Raw genomic sequence first — 15,052 nt, 5'->3', positions numbered from 1 at the left:
GGTGCTTTCGGTACGTGTGCCGCCCGCCGCGGCGATAGTGTCGTGCCGTGTCTGCCTCCGACGGAAACGCCGCCTCCGAGTGGGTCCCCACCGGGTCGGTCACCGTGCGAGTGCCGGGCAAGGTCAACCTGTATCTGGCCGTCGGTGATCGCCGCGACGACGGCTACCACGAACTGACGACCGTCTTTCATGCCGTCTCGCTGCTCGACGAGGTCACTGTGAGCACCGCCGACATGCTGTCGCTGGAACTGGCGGGCGAAGGCGTGGATTCGCTGCCAACCGACGAGCGCAACCTGGCCTGGAAGGCCGCGGAGTTGATGGCCGAGTACGTCGGGCGTGCGCCGGACGTCGCGATCTCGATCGAGAAGTCGATTCCTGTCGCCGGTGGGATGGCTGGTGGGAGTGCGGACGCGGCCGCGGTGCTCGTCGCGATCAACACACTGTGGGAGCTCGGCGTGCCGCGTCGCGACCTGCACACGCTGGCCGCTCAACTCGGCAGCGATGTCCCGTTCGCGTTGCACGGCGGCACAGCGCTCGGCACGGGCCGCGGCGAGGAACTGGCGACCGTGCTCGCCCGCAATACATTCCACTGGGTGCTGGCGTTCGCCGATGGCGGCCTGTCCACCCCGGCGGTGTTCGCCGAAATCGATCGACTGCGCGACACCGCGGGCGCGGGCCGGGATGCGCCGCCGAGACTCGAGGATCCGGAGCCGGTACTGGCCGCGTTGGCGTCAGGCGATCCGGCCGAACTGGCGCCGCTGCTTGGCAACGATCTGCAGGCCGCAGCGGTGAGCCTCGACCCAGGGCTGCGGCGCACGCTTCGCGCCGGCACCGACGCAGGCGCACTGGCCGGGATCGTGTCCGGTTCCGGTCCGACATGCGCGTTCCTCTGCACCTCGGCCTCGGCGGCCGTTGACGTTGGCGCGGAGCTGGCCGGCCGGGGCGTCTGCCGCACCGTGCGGGTGGCCAGTGGGCCGGTGCACGGCGCGAGGGTCGTGCCCACCCCGTCGACATCGGTTTGATCACGATCTGGGTGTGACCCAGGTCGCAATTACCGCTTCAGTTTGGCGGTTACTTAAGAGTTGCTTAAGATGATCGACGGTGAAAGCTAGCGGTCAGGAATCGGGCGCGATCTTTTCAACCTCCGGTAACCCCGGCGGTGGATTGGTCGGATATATAGACAAAACCCCGATTCGAGACCTAACCGCTCCCAAATTGTGTGCGCGCCTTCCGGAAAGCGCCCTCTATCAGCGGGAGCATTACTCTCAGGCATTTGCTCTGGGACCGTCTAGGAGGATGTCGTGAGCAGATTCACCGAGAAGATGTACCACAACGCCCGCGTCAGCAACCGCGGCATGGTCACCGGTGAACCGCACGAACCCGTACGCCACACCTGGGGTGAGGTCCACGAGCGCGCGCGTTGTATCGCGGGCGGCCTGGCCGCTGCGGGCATCGGGCTCGGCGACGCGGTCGGCGTGCTGGCCGGCTTCCCCGTCGAGATCGCGCCGACGGCGCAGGGCCTCTGGATGCGTGGCGCCAGCCTGACCATGCTGCACCAGCCGACGCCCCGCACCGACCTGGTGATCTGGGCCGAGGACACGATGAACGTCATCGGCATGATCGAGGCCAAGGCCGTCATCGTCTCCGAGCCGTTCCTGGTTGCCATTCCGGTGCTCGAGGAAAAGGGCATCAAGGTCCTCAAGGTCTCCGACCTGCTCGCCTCGGACCCGATCGATCCGGTCGAGGTCGGCGAGGACGACCTGGCGCTGATGCAGTTGACGTCCGGCTCCACCGGTTCTCCTAAAGCCGTGCAGATCACGCACCGCAACATCCATTCCAACGCCGAGGCCATGTTCATCGGCGCGCAGTACGACGTCGACAAGGACGTCATGGTCAGCTGGCTGCCCTGCTTCCACGACATGGGCATGGTCGGCTTCCTGACCATCCCGATGTACTTCGGTGCCGAGCTGGTCAAGGTCACCCCGATGGACTTCCTGCGCGACACCCTGCTGTGGGCCAAGCTCATCGACAAGTACAAGGGCACCATGACCGCGGCGCCGAACTTCGCCTACGCGCTGTTCGCCAAGCGGCTGCGCAAGCAGGCCGAGCCGGGTCAGTTCGACCTGTCGACGCTGCGGTTCGCGCTGTCGGGCGCCGAGCCCGTCGAGCCCGCCGACGTCGAGGACCTGCTGGACGCGGGCAAGCCGTTCGGTCTGCGGCCCGACTGCATTCTTCCCGCCTACGGCATGGCCGAGACGACGCTGGCGGTGTCGTTCTCCCCGTGCAACGCCGGTCTGGTGGTCGACGAGGTCGACGCCGACCTGCTGGCCGCGCTGCGTCGCGCCGTCCCCGCCACCAAGGGCAACACCCGCCGGCTGGCCTCGCTCGGCCCGCTGCTGACGGACCTCGAGGCCCGCATCATCGACGAGCACGGCAACGTCATGCCGCCGCGCGGTGTCGGCGTCATCGAACTGCGCGGTGAATCGCTGACGCCCGGCTACCTGACCATGGGCGGATTCATCCCGGCGCAGGACGAGCACGGCTGGTACGACACCGGTGACCTCGGCTACATCACCGAAGAGGGCAACATCATCGTCTGCGGCCGCGTCAAGGACGTCATCATCATGGCCGGGCGCAACATCTACCCGACCGACATCGAGCGCGCCGCAGGCCGCGTCGAGGGTGTTCGGCCCGGCTGCGCCGTCGCGGTGCGACTGGACGCCGGGCACTCGCGCGAGACGTTCGCCGTCGCGGTCGAGTCCAACGCCTGGCAGGACCCGGTCGAGGTGCGTCGCATCGAGCATCAGGTCGCCCACGAGGTCGTCAGCGAGGTCGACGTGCGGCCGCGCAACGTGGTCGTGCTCGGGCCGGGCACCATCCCGAAGACGCCGTCGGGCAAGCTGCGCCGGTCCAACTCGGTCTCGCTCGTCACCTAACCGGCGCACCAACCCGCGAGCGGCCGTGTCTGTACATAGACACGCCGCTGAAGCATGGCAATTTGCGGTCACTCGCGGCTGTTCGCCATAGCGTGGCGAATATGGGACACAGTGCTGGTGTGCACTTGTGGGTCGACGCCGCCGCGGGCATCGCGGGCGACATGTTGTTGGGCGCATTGATCGACGCAGGCGCCCCGCTGGGCGCGGTCGAATCCGCGGTGTCCGCCGTCGTCCCCGGCGAGGTTGCGCTGCGAACGAGCACAGTGCACCGGGCCGGTCTGCGTGCGCTGAAGTTGGACGTCGAAAGTCGCGCCGAGGATCACCCGCACCGTTCGTGGGCGCGCATCCGATCGATGCTCGAGGCGGCTGAACTCCCCAGCGAGGTTCGCGCGTATGCGCTCGCGGCGTTCGCGCGGCTTGCCGACGCGGAGGGGCGAGTGCACGGAGTCCCAACCGACGACGTGCACTTCCATGAGGTGGGTTCGTGGGATTCCATCGCCGACATCGTCGGAGTGTGCGCAGCTGTGGCCGAGCTCGGGGTCACCCGCGTCACGGCCAGCCCGGTAGCAGTGGGCTCCGGGAGGATCGGCTCGGCCCATGGCGACGTGCCGGTGCCACCGCCGGCGGTTCTCGAGCTCGCCAAGGGGTGGCGGATCGTCGCGGGAGGTGAGGGGGAGCTGGCCACGCCCACCGGCATGGCGCTGATCCGTTCACTGGCAGACGAGTGCGGTCCGATCGGGCCGATGGAGATCACGTCGGTCGGCGTCGGCGCGGGCGGACGAGACATCCCCGGGCGCGCCAACGTTGTCCGCGTCGCGCTGGGCACTCCCGTCGCTGCCCGGCCCGCGACCGACAGCATGTGGGTGCTGGAGACGAACGTCGACGACATGGATCCACGGGTGTGGCCGACGGTGCTGGCCGCGCTGCTCGAGGCAGGCGCCGCCGACGCCTGGCTGGTGCCGATCGTGATGAAGAAGGGGCGGCCCGCACACACGCTGTGCGTGCTCACTCACGATGCCGAGCGGGAAGCGTTGCGCAACAATGTCTTTGCGCTGACTTCGACGATCGGCGTGCGGGAGACGCGGGTGTCGCGGGTGGCCCTGCACCGGGAATGGCGGCCCGTCGTGCTGCCCGGCGGCGAGGTAGGGATCAAGGTGGCGGTGCAGGACGGTCGCATCGTGCACGCCACCCCCGAGTTCGACGACGCGGCCGCGCTGGCCCGGGCCCGCGATGTGCCGGTGCGCCAAGTGCTCGACGAGGCGATCGCGGCCGCCGACGCCGCGAGGCTACGACCCGGCGAGCGATGGCCGGACGCGCCCCGCGATCAGGACGGCGCGGCTATCTGAGCGGCGAGATGGCCTGCGCCGTAACCGTTGTCGATGTTCACCACGGCGACCCCGGGCGCGCAGCTGTTGAGCATCGTCAACAGCGGTGCCAGGCCCTCGAACGCCGCGCCGTAGCCAGTCGACGTCGGCACCGCGACCACCGGCGCCGCGACCAGCCCGGCAACGACCGCGGGGAGCGCCCCGTCCATGCCCGCCACCACGACGATCACCCTGGCCGCGCGGAGGACGTCGAGGCGGCCCAGAATCCGGTGCAGGCCCGCGACGCCGACGTCCATGATCAGGTCGGCGGGACGGCCGAGGTGCCTGGCGGTGAGCAGCGCCTCCCGCGCGACGGGCGCGTCGGCCGTGCCTGCGGCCACCACGAGGACCCGGCCACCCACCGGGTCGGGCGGCTCCGGTGGCCACGCCAGCAGCCCGCTGGCCACGTCGTGGACGGCGTCGGGCAGCTCGCCAAGGATCGCCGCGGCGTGTTCAGCGTCCGCACGAGTGAACAATGTGCGGGCGCCGTGGCCGCGCAGCGCCCTGGCGATCAGCCGGACCTGTTCGGGCGTCTTGCCCCGGCAGTACACGGCCTCCGGATAGCCGCGTCGCGCCGCTCGATCGAGATCGAGGTCAGCGAACGCGGTCAGCGCCTCATCAGGCTCCCAGGGCTCCGTCATCGAGGTCACGATCTCACGAAGCGACCGCACTGTCACCGACCGCGGGCGCAAGCGTGGGCGAGCGGTACGTCGCTATCCGCCCGGCACCGGCCAGGCCAAGGTGTTTCATTTCCGTGAGGACCTCGGCGGTCAGTGCTGGCGACGCCTCGAGTGCCGCGTGCGCCGACGAGTCCAACTCAACCCGAAAGCCGTTGCCGAGCAACCGAACTCGTACATCACGCGGCTGGACACCGGCTCCGGCCAGCCGCGCTCGCAGCGCGATCTCGGCGCGCTCCACCAGACCCAGCCTGCCGATGGAGACCGGTACTCCCACGGCGATCCGGGAGGCCAGGCACGGCATCGCCGGTTTGTCGGCGACGGGCAACGACCACGCCTCCGCCAGCATCCGGATCTCCTGCTTGCCGAGCCCGGCGTCGGCGAGCGGTTCGATCACGTGTAGCTCACGGGCGGCGCGCAGGCCGGGACGGTGCAGGGCCCGATGGTCGTCGGCATGGGTGCCGGTGGCCACGTGCGCGATGCCGCGCTGGAGCGCGAGCTCGCTGACCGCGCTCAACACGGTGCGTTTGCAGAAGTAGCAGCGATTGCCCGCGTTTTCGCGGTAACCGGGATCGTCGAGCTCGGCGACACGGACCTCGACCAACTCCGCCCCGAGATCGGCGGCGACCTGCCGCGCCTCGATGAGTTCGGTACGGGCGAGGCTTGGCGAGTCAGCGATCACGGCGAGCACCCGGTTGGTCGGCAGTGCGCGCAACGCCGCGGCCAGCACGAGCGTGGAGTCGACTCCTCCGGAAAACGCGACAGCCACACTGTCAAGTGATCGAAGGGTGGCCAGCAGCCGGTCGGCGGAGGTGGTCATGCGGCCCCGACCTGCTGCGCGGCCAGGCGGCCGCGGATGCCGCGCACCGCATTGCCGACGATGTCGACGCCTTGTTCGGTGAACAGCGATTCCGGGTGGAATTGCACGCCCTCGATCGGCAGCGTCCGGTGCCGAACGCCCATGATCTCGCCGTCGCTCGACCAAGAGGTGGCCATCAGCTCGGCAGGCAGCGTGTCGGCGTCGATCACCAGGGAGTGGTAGCGGGCGACCGTCAGTGGGTTCGGTAGTGCGGCGAAAACTCCACTGCCGTCGTGGGTTATCTCCGAGCACTTCCCGTGCATCGGCGCGGCGGCGTGGCGGATGCGGGCGCCGAACGCCGCGCCGATCGCTTGGTGGCCGAGGCACACCCCGAAGATCGGGAAGGTGTGCCCCAGCCGCCGGATCACGTCGATCGAGATACCCGCGTCGGCCGGATCGCCGGGGCCCGGGGAGATGAGGATCAAGTCGGGGGCGAGGTCGGCGACCTGTTCGACAGTCACTTCGTCGTTGCGGTACACGACGCAGTCTTCGCCAAGATCTCCCACGTACTGCACGAGGTTGTAGACGAACGAGTCGTAGTTGTCGATGACGCAGATCATGTCGCGTCTCCTTTCAGGGTTACCCCAAGGGCCCGGGCGGCCGAGCCGAGTTTGGCCAGGCATTCGGCGTACTCGCCCGCCGCGTCGGAGTCGTGCACGATGCCGCCTCCCGCCTGCAGGCGAATTTCCCCGTCGCACAGCACCATGCTGCGAATCGTCAGCCACAGGTCCACATGGGACAGTCCGAACGAGCCGACCGCGCCCGAGTACAGCCAGCGCCTGCTCGGCTCGAGGTCGTCGATGATCTCCATGGCGCGGACCTTGGGCGTGCCGGTCATCGTGCCCGCCGGAAACGTCGCCCGGATCAGTTCGTCGGTTCGCCGGTCGCCGCGGATGTCGCCGTACACGTCGGAGGTCAGATGCATCACGTGCGAGTAGCGCTCCACGTCCATCAGCCGCTCGACGGAAACACTGCCCGGCCGGCATACCCGGCCCAGGTCGTTGCGAGCCAGGTCGACAAGCATCCGGTGTTCGGCAAGTTCCTTGATCGACGACCGCAGATCCGCTTCGGCGCGCTGGTCGGCGAGGCTGTCGCGGCCACGCGGCCGGGTTCCCGCCAGCGGGCGGATGAGCGCCCGGCCGTCGTTCAGCGTCAGGCACGGTTCGGGTGAGGCGCCGACCGCCTCGAACCGCGGGCCCGAGTACCAGAAGTGGTAGGGGGAGGGATTGATCGCGGTCAGCCGCTCGAAGATCGCCAGACCGTCCACAGTGGCCGGTGCGGTCCAGGCGGTGGACAGCACCAGCTGGAAGACGTCGCCGTCGAGGATGTGTCGCTTCGCGCGGTCAACCGCGGCGGCATACTCATCGAAGCTGAATCCGAACCGGCCTGCGCCGACGGCGACGAGGCCGAGCCCTGCGCCGGCACGGTTCAGCCTCCTGGAGACCCGTTCGGCCGCGGCGCGCGCGGCGGCGGCCGACGGACCCCGCCCGATGACCTGCCCGTGGCCGTCGGTGAACTGGATCAGCGTCTCGGGCAGGAAGAACTCGTATACCGGCCGATCGGTCGCCGGGTGGCGGCTGGGCAACCTCTCGAAGTCGCGCACTGCGTCATAACCCAGCAGCCCGTACCAGGCCGCCTCGGCAGACGGGGTGTCCGTTGGGATATCCAGTGCGGCAAGGAAATTCACGGCATCGGCCAGCGGCGCGTGGCCCGCGCCACCGGGATGGGAGACGACGGCGAGCTCTCCGACCGCCAGCGTTGCGCGACGACCGTCGGATCCGGCGGTCAGCATGACTCGCCCGGTGTCACGCAGCGCCGCGGCGGCGGCGACCGGGCTGATCGAATTCGCCAGCGGAATGACATGGCGGTACAGCCGCGATCCGGCGGTCAGCGCAAGCGAGGTAACCGTGCTGCTCTGAAGAATCGTCATCCCTTCACACCTTCCAGCTGGGGCGGCACCCGGAACTGGGTGCGTTCGTGGGCGCCGACGGGCTTGCCCATCGCGTAGCGGAAGGCGGCCAGTTGGATCGCGCGGGGCGGGCAACCCTCGATGAAGATGCCGAGATCGCGGCTCTCGTAGAGGCAGTTGCCGACCAGGACCACCGCACCGCGCAGTGGCGGCATCTGCACCTGCGGACCGGAGATGATCGTCATCTCGCCGTCCCAGTCGCGCAGTTCGTCGGCGAGTGCGCGCATCGCGCCTGCGACGAACCGGCTGCACGCCGGGCAGGCGTGCTCGGCGTGGATGTGGATGCCTGCGCGCGGCGCGACGATTTCGACCGGTGCCTTGACCATGTCAAAAGCGAGCTCCGCCAACGGCGTTCCGAGCAGGTCGATGTCCTCGAGCGCGAGCGGACCCATGCCGCGCTGGTGTGCGTCGCGCAGATAGGCGACGCTGTTCGGGTCGAAGCCGGCCAGCACGCCGACTGCGACGTCGAGGGCGACCGCGTTGCGGCTGGCGGCCAGGAAGCCGACCCAGCGTGCGCGCCCGTCCATCGGGTAGTTGCCCTCGATCACCGTCGTTCCGTCGCAGATGACCAGGTCCTGCGGGCGCATCAGGTTCAGGTCGACGGTGGATTCGTCGACCCCGGCCATGTGCACGATGCGGGTCGTGTAGCCGGGGAGCAGCCCGACCAAGTTCTTCATCGCATTGGAGTAGACGACGCTGGCGTGCGTGCGCAGCTGCGGCACCCCGATGAAGTAGTCGCAGTCCTCGATCAGCTCGGGCACCGCGATCGGCACCCGCAGCGACGTCGCGCCGGGAATGTTGGTGATGCGCAACGGAAGATCGTCGAGGCTGACCACACGGGCGTATCGGGCGGCCTCGTGGTCGTTGAGGATCTCGTAGATGGCGTGCGTGCGCTCGGCGATCACCGGTCGGGCGCCGTGCTCGGCCACCGCGCGGGCGATGGCCGCCAGCAGCGCCGGGCTCACGTGGAACCCGGGCTCGGTCTGGAACAGGTTCGGCTTGATCAACACCTCGGCGCCGGGGGACAGGCCTGCCAGCGGCTCGTCGATCAGCTCGAGCAGTCCCTGCAAGACACCGGGCACCGCGGCGTCGTCCGCGACGGGCGCCAGTGCAACGGATGGCCGGAATAAGTCAGCCATCGGTGTCCTCCATCGCGATGACTCTCGTGGGAGCCGCCTCGGCGCCTGCGGCCTTCATCGGCAGGGCAACCAGTTGCACGACCTGCTTGGTGAGCTCATGCATGTTGGTGACGTACTCCAGCAGCGGGATGCCGGCGGCCAGCAGCGCGTGATGCACGGGGGACTCGGCGTCTCCGGGCCGTTCGGTGAGGCAGTCCAGCCCAAACAGGCTGGCGCCGTTGTCGATTGCCCATTCCGCGGCCGAGGGCGTCAGGTACGGCGGGACGTCCCAGTAGTCGGGTCTGCCCCAGTTGTTGTACAGGTAGTCGGTGCGGACCAGCAGCCGGTCGCCCTCCTGCCACACGGGCCGCAGGACCCGCTCCAGATCGTCACCGGTGACCGGCTCCAGCTCGCCCTTGTCGGAGAGGTCGGCGACGCAGGCGCGCCCGATCAGGGTGTGCAGCGGCACCTCGTCGATGCCCTCGGCGCCGGGGAAGAAGTGCAGCCGGTACTCCATGTGTGTCCCGTTGTGGGGGAACACGTGCAGGTACGAGAACGTGCGCTTGGTGCCGTAGGGGTCGGTCTCCGGGGTCATCGTTCTTTCGCTGACGAACTGCGGAAACCAGTCGGCGGGATAGGACGGCATTCCGTCGTAGAAGCCGTGGGTCAGGTCGACGAATCGGGTCATTGGTTTGCTCCTTGCTCGGTGGATGGATCAGCAGGTGAATAGGCAGGTGTTGCGGACTTGGGTGTTGTTGATCATGGTGATGACTGTGCTGCCGCCAGGCGGTACCGCGCGCACGCCGCCGCCGCAGAGGCCAGCCGGCGTCATGAAGGCGGCCCACAGTGCGAAATAGTCCGTGCGGGAACCGGTTTGGGGGTCGATCACCGACTCCACATTCGGCCGTACGATCTCCTGCACGAGGCAGCCGGTCTGCGTGCTCTCCGCCAGCGCCTCCCGCCAGGTGCCGGGGTCCACTTCACGTCCGATGAGCACACCCTCGCCGCCGAACAGCCCAGTTGGCTTGAACACCAGGCTTTCCCGGCGTTGCATGCATTCGGAGATGAACCGCTCATCGGATTCGGCGCCGCGTCTGCCGAGCATGCGGCTCCACGGCAGCACCCGCTCGATGACCGCACGCTCCTGCGTGTCGAAAACCGATGCGTCCTCGGCGAACTCGGACAGCATCGCGAGCGTGCCTTTGTTCCCGAACACATTGGTCGGCGTCCACACCACGACGGTGCCGTCTTCATGGGCACGAAAGACCGGCTCCATGAGTGCCTCGCCGTCGGGATGGGCGAGCATCTCTTCGAGCCCGTAGTAGCGCAGGATGACGTCGATCGCGGTGCCGTGCAGGTAGGGCTTGCCTGCACGGAACGTCAGCTCTCTGATCTCGCCGACGCGGGTTTCGACGCCCTGCTCGGCCAGCAGCTCGCCGATCGCGCGGCGTTGGTGGCCGTAGGTGGCCATGCCGCCGGGTCCTTCCAACACCGCGACCACCGGCTCGGCGGCACCAATTGTCTTGCCCGCATTGCGAAGTGCCGCGGCCAGCTCCCTCGAGGTGTCCAGGTAGCCGAGGCCGTGCTCGGCGGCGAACTCGGCAACCGCGGGGATCTGCAGGTAGGCCTTCGGCAGCGGGCCGACCATGTCCACGCCGCCGAGCGCGCTGCCGATGTTGAACTCGAGAAGCTTGAAAGACGAACCGTCGTAATAGATGTCGGCCCGGCCGTACAGCGGCGGAGCGCCGTCGCCGAGCAGCCTGCGCATCCACGCACCGCGCCGGTCGTCGATGCCGAGGTCCGCGCGGAACCGGTCGAAGTCCCCGTCGAAGCAGCGTTGCGGCAGCGAGGTGACCAGATCGAAGATGGTGGCGAGATCCTGCCCGAAGGCCCGGAACTCGGCCTCGTCGACCATGACAGGGCGGGGCAGCAGCCTCGGCCAGGCCGCCCGCATGGTCTCGGAAACGGAGAGCCGGGCCAGCGCGCCACGCAGCCTGCTGTCCGGGGTCGCGCATTCAGCGAGGTAGGCCTGCGTGACCTGGTTCGCGCGTGCCGACATGATTGCCTCCAAGATGTGAAAAGTCAGACGGACACCGGTGTTTGGGCACCGGCATGCGCGGGGCGGCGGGCCAGGATCACCCGGTACTGCATGAGGATCACGACGCCGAAGAGCAGGTAGATCCCGGCCATCCCGTGGGTGCTCAGCACCGCGCTCAGGCTGACCAGCAGCGAGTTGAGCACCTGACCGAACCGGATGTGCAGGTAGTAGGCGGCCATGTAGCGGGGCCGGCCCTGCTCGGGCGCAAGATCCGCCAGCAGCGACTGCTGCATCGGCGCGTTCATCAGTTCGCCGATGGTCAGCACCACCACCGCTGCCAGCAGCACCCATGCGGTGTTGGTGATCGCCAACACCGCGAAGCCGCCTACGTACAGCGGGATGCCGACATAGAGCCTGACCCGGTCTGAGAGCCGTCGCAGCAGCGTGTTGACCTGAAGCGCGAGCAGCACGACCAGGACGGTGTTGACCGCCTTGAGCACGCCGAGCATCTGCACGCCGTGCACGTCGCCGAACGGGAAGACATGCTGGACGCCGAAGTCGTTCGACAGCCGGATCCCGATCGCGGTGCTCAGCTGCCCTTCGAGGGTCAGCACCAGCGTGGCGACAATGATCAGCCGGCGGAACGTCGAATCGGCCAGCACGACCCGGTATCCCTCGGTGAACTGAGCCAACCCGCGAAGCTTGGTGGGTGGGGTTGCCTGCGCTGATTCCGGCTTCGTCTCGGCCACCAGCAGCACGGTGACGAGCAGGGCGAAGCCCATGCCGATGGCACCGCCCAGGATCACCGCGCCGAAGTGCGCGCCGTAGAGGAAGCCGCCCAGCAGTGCGCCGCTGCCCAGCGCGACGTTGATCACCCAGTAGTTGACCGTGTAGACGTACTTGCGGTCTGCGGGCGGGGTGGCGTCGATGATGGTCGAGTCGTTGGCCGGAAGTGCCATGTTGGTGCCGAACTTGACGATGGCGTAGCTGAAGTAGACCGCCAGCGGGCCCCAGTCGGCGAAGTAGGCCACGGTCATCAGCACCAGGAAGGCGGTGCCGATGAGGTCACCGGCGATGAGGACCGGCCGACGCCCCCACTTCTCCGACAGATGACCGCCGACCAGCATGCCGAAGACCGCGAACACGGCGAATATCAGGATCAGGGCGCCTGTGGTCGCGATGCCTACGTGGGCCGCGAGGTAAATCGCGATGAAGGTGAGGATCATCGCGTCAATGAGCTTGTGCACGAACGCCAGTCCGATCCTGACCCGGACGTTGCGGTGCAGCGCCATGAACTTCTTCATCGGGCCCCGACCTTTCCGGCTGACGCATAGGCCGCCAGTTCGGCCTTGATCTGTTCGTGCATCCAGTCCGCGCGAGCCAGGGCTTCGGCCGATTCCCAGATCGCGATTGCGGGGATCCCGAAGGCGTCGGCCTCTGCGTTGCTCATGTGTGTAGGCATGAGGGAAATTCTTGTGATCGAGCAGGGGTTCCGTAATCGCCGGGAAGCCAGACTCCGGGTGCCAATGGGCAAGGCTTTCCTATCCGCTGGGTAAGGCATGGTTGGTTCCCATTGCGCGCGTGGATGTTTCGTCATCGGCCGTCACCTCGACCTTGATCAGTTCGCGCACCCGCTCCACGCGAGCCTGGGCCTGTGCGGCGTTCTCGGAGGCGGTGAGGATGACGAAGCCGTGCCGGGTTTTAGAGCTCACTGTCTCTGGCAGCACGTCCCCGACCGAGAACGGGAAGCTCAGCGTGTGAACGAAATCCAGCGCCCGTGCCTCGTCGAGGCCCGTCACCGACTGCAACACCCCGCTGTCGAAGCTGAAGTACGCGATGTGGCCGATGGACTCCGACGGGCCGGGCGCAGGCGGCCGCCCGGCGAGGGCGCCGAACATTGCCTGCTTGATGTCGAAACCCTGAGCGATCTGGATGATGTCGGGGATCTTGTCCCCGCCGAGCCGGGCCTGCGACTCGACGATCCGCGGGCCGTCGGCGGTCAGGATGATCTCGGTGTGCGCCGGGCCGCACTGGTATCCGACGGCGTCGAGCAGCTCCACTGCCAGCGCGGCCACCCGGCTGGTCTCCACCATTGCCGGCGCGCCGAACAGGTGCCCCTTCTCCACGAAGTGCGGCAGCGGGCCGAGCAGCTTGCGGGTCACCCCGATCACGTGGTGCTCGCCGCGCACAGTCATCGTCTCCACGCTGAACTCCGGGCCGCGCAGGTATTCCTCGACGAGCACCGGCCCGTCGTAGGAGTAGGCGGCCAGCTCCTCGCCCCAGGCGGGCAGATCGGCCGGGTCGGTGAGCAGGTAGATCCCCCTGCTGGCGGACAACGTGGTCGGCTTGACGACGACCGGCAGCGTGAAGTCCGACAACAGCGCCGCGACGTCCGACCAGTGCTCGGCGATGGCGAACCTGACAGCGGAGATGCCCTTGTCGCGCAACAGGGTTCGCATGGCGAGCTTGTCGTTGAGCAAAGCGACCGACTGCGGTGAGTTGACCGCCTTACCCAGTTCGTCGGCCACCTCGTACGCCAGCATCATCGATTCCTCGCTACCGACATGCCACACGTGGTCGGCATCGGTTTCCCGCACGGCCGCCCGGATCGCGTCGGCGTAGGCGGCGTGATCGGTGAAATCCACCAACCGGAAGCCGTCGGCTTGAGCCTCGACGTCCTTCAGGTACTGGGCGGCCTGCGCGCCGAACAACCGCTGCGCCTCGGCCGGGTCCCAGATCGCGTGGATCCGGAAACCCTCGGCCTGCGCCTTGCGTAGGTATGCCTGGTAGGGCATCACCATCACGAGGTTCGTCATGTCGTCTCTCCTGCTTCCCGGTGGGTGTGCACCGCGATTTGTTGGGCCGCGGCCTCGGCTATCCGGCCGGCCAGGTATGGGTCGTCGGCGGTGGCAAGGACGTGGCCGATCCGGTCCTCGTTCACTCGCAAGGGGTTGACGCGCGCGCCCGGTTCGACGGACACCACGGCCTCACAGACTCCTGGCACCGCAGCGGCGATCTCCAGACCGGTGACGCTGTCCACGACGCCTTCGGGCGCGGTGACGTACCGAATCGCCGCGCCGCGAACAGGATTCGTCTCGATGGCGCTGACGGACTCGCCAAGGTACTGGCGGATCAGCATCGCCATGGTGGACAGCCCGAAGCTGCGGTCCATCAGCTCGGTGATCTGGTCACCGGCAGGCCGTGGGTTGATCTCGATCAGCTTGGGACCCGTTGCGGTGTACTTGATTTCGACGTGCGCGATGCCGAGGTCGAAGCCAACTGCCATGGTCGCGGCCACCGCGGCCCGTTCCAGTTCGTCTCGGATCGGAGCCGGCAACGATGTCGGGAAACTGTGTCCGAGCTCGATGAACCGGTTGCCGCCCCCGACCAGCTTGTCGGTCACCCCGAGCACGCGAACGGATCCCGCCTCGGCAAGCACCTCCACGCTGACCTCGAAGCCGACCAGGCACTCCTCGACGAGCACCTCGGGAGTCCGGGCCTGACCGCGACGGTTGGTGGGTTCCGAGCGCACCGTCGAGAAGGTGTCGATCACCTCGGGCACGGTCGTGCACCGGACGACATTGGCCCCGCTGGTCTCGTCGACCGGCTTCACCACGACCGGTAGCCCGATTTCCTCGGCGGCCTGCGCGGCCTGCTCGGCCGTCGTCACGGCGCGGAATGCCGGGATGGGTACGGCGCGTTCGGCCCAGCGCCGGCGCTGCTCGGCCTTGTTGCGTGCGATCCGGATGGCGTCCGGATCGGGGCCGGGCAGGCCGAGTTGGCGTGCCACCTCGGCGGTCTGAACCACCTCGTACTCGGCGACCGAGAGCAACGCGTCGAGCGGTCGAGTCGCATCGACCTCTTTCACCGCGGCCAGCAGCGGCGCCAGCTCGTGGGTCGCGCAGTAGACGACCTCGTCGATGCAGGTGCTCAATACCTCCGTGCCGCCCGGCGTCGCGTGGTAGCGATCCAGCCCGCAGCTGAAGAAGGTGACGTGCAAGCCCAGCTTGCGCGCCGCTCGTAACGCGTCGAATCCGGATCCGGAGCGGTTCGATTCCACAAACCCGATGTGTTTCATGTGCACAGGTCCC

The 15,052-nt window shown here is 68.1% G+C and carries 14 protein-coding genes; 3 read left to right on the top strand and 11 right to left on the bottom strand.

Going from position 1 to position 15,052, the window contains the following annotated elements:
- The first annotated feature begins 47 nt into the window (after nt 1-47).
- From GGC64_RS33895 to larC, 3 genes are all read left to right on the top strand, one after another.
- Nucleotides 48-1,022, top strand: coding sequence for a 4-(cytidine 5'-diphospho)-2-C-methyl-D-erythritol kinase (locus GGC64_RS33895; RefSeq protein ID WP_192726972.1), 975 nt, complete (start codon nt 48-50; stop codon nt 1,020-1,022).
- A gap of 279 nt (nt 1,023-1,301) precedes the next feature.
- The gene (locus GGC64_RS33890; RefSeq protein WP_192726971.1) at nt 1,302-2,936 is read left to right on the top strand and encodes a fatty acyl-AMP ligase; all 1,635 of its coding nucleotides are present in this window, start codon (nt 1,302-1,304) and stop codon (nt 2,934-2,936) included.
- A 101-nt stretch (nt 2,937-3,037) separates the two neighbouring features.
- The gene (gene larC, locus GGC64_RS33885; RefSeq protein ID WP_192726970.1) at nt 3,038-4,282 is read left to right on the top strand and encodes a nickel pincer cofactor biosynthesis protein LarC; all 1,245 of its coding nucleotides are present in this window, start codon (nt 3,038-3,040) and stop codon (nt 4,280-4,282) included.
- On the opposite strand, the gene larB is transcribed toward larC, so the two are convergent.
- The 11 genes from larB to GGC64_RS33830 form a co-directional block, all read right to left on the bottom strand.
- Nucleotides 4,261-4,941 (bottom strand): nickel pincer cofactor biosynthesis protein LarB, encoded by a 681-nt coding sequence (larB, locus tag GGC64_RS33880; RefSeq protein ID WP_192726969.1) that lies wholly within the window; start codon nt 4,939-4,941, stop codon nt 4,261-4,263. The two genes, larC and larB, sit on opposite strands and share 22 nt — an antisense overlap.
- A 13-nt stretch (nt 4,942-4,954) precedes the next feature.
- Complete coding sequence (larE, locus tag GGC64_RS33875) at nt 4,955-5,797, bottom strand: ATP-dependent sacrificial sulfur transferase LarE (RefSeq protein WP_192726968.1); 843 nt, start codon at nt 5,795-5,797, stop codon at nt 4,955-4,957.
- A complete protein-coding gene (locus tag GGC64_RS33870; RefSeq protein WP_192726967.1) occupies nt 5,794-6,396 on the bottom strand; it encodes an aminodeoxychorismate/anthranilate synthase component II in 603 nt (200 codons plus the stop codon). The genes larE and GGC64_RS33870 overlap by 4 nt, the downstream gene beginning before the upstream one ends.
- Nucleotides 6,393-7,766 (bottom strand): anthranilate synthase component I family protein, encoded by a 1,374-nt coding sequence (locus GGC64_RS33865; protein ID WP_192726966.1) that lies wholly within the window; start codon nt 7,764-7,766, stop codon nt 6,393-6,395. Before GGC64_RS33865 ends, GGC64_RS33870 begins: the two co-directional genes overlap by 4 nt.
- The gene (locus tag GGC64_RS33860; RefSeq protein WP_192726965.1) at nt 7,763-8,944 is read right to left on the bottom strand and encodes a DUF362 domain-containing protein; all 1,182 of its coding nucleotides are present in this window, start codon (nt 8,942-8,944) and stop codon (nt 7,763-7,765) included. The genes GGC64_RS33865 and GGC64_RS33860 overlap by 4 nt, the downstream gene beginning before the upstream one ends.
- Nucleotides 8,937-9,611, bottom strand: a complete 675-nt coding sequence (locus GGC64_RS33855; RefSeq protein ID WP_192726964.1) for a cyclase family protein — start codon at nt 9,609-9,611, stop codon at nt 8,937-8,939. The genes GGC64_RS33860 and GGC64_RS33855 overlap by 8 nt, the downstream gene beginning before the upstream one ends.
- Nucleotides 9,612-9,638: 27 nt before the next feature.
- A complete protein-coding gene (locus GGC64_RS33850; protein ID WP_192726963.1) occupies nt 9,639-10,982 on the bottom strand; it encodes a hypothetical protein in 1,344 nt (447 codons plus the stop codon).
- 23 nt (nt 10,983-11,005) lie between these two features.
- Complete coding sequence (locus tag GGC64_RS33845; protein WP_192726962.1) at nt 11,006-12,265, bottom strand: MFS transporter; 1,260 nt, start codon at nt 12,263-12,265, stop codon at nt 11,006-11,008.
- Entirely contained in the window at nt 12,262-12,423 is a 162-nt protein-coding gene (locus GGC64_RS33840) for a hypothetical protein (RefSeq protein WP_192726961.1), read from the bottom strand. Before GGC64_RS33840 ends, GGC64_RS33845 begins: the two co-directional genes overlap by 4 nt.
- 79 nt (nt 12,424-12,502) lie before the next feature.
- Nucleotides 12,503-13,777, bottom strand: coding sequence for an ATP-grasp domain-containing protein (locus tag GGC64_RS33835; RefSeq protein ID WP_192726960.1), 1,275 nt, complete (start codon nt 13,775-13,777; stop codon nt 12,503-12,505).
- Nucleotides 13,774-15,039, bottom strand: coding sequence for an ATP-grasp domain-containing protein (locus GGC64_RS33830; RefSeq protein WP_192726959.1), 1,266 nt, complete (start codon nt 15,037-15,039; stop codon nt 13,774-13,776). The genes GGC64_RS33835 and GGC64_RS33830 overlap by 4 nt, the downstream gene beginning before the upstream one ends.
- Nucleotides 15,040-15,052: the final 13 nt, after the last annotated feature.

Origin of the sequence: Mycobacterium sp. OAS707, assembly GCF_014873705.1 — a bacterium.
GTDB lineage: Bacteria > Actinomycetota > Actinomycetes > Mycobacteriales > Mycobacteriaceae > Mycobacterium.
The sequence above is the reverse complement of the archived record's forward strand: the minus strand, read 5'-3'. Positions and strand labels throughout refer to the sequence as shown.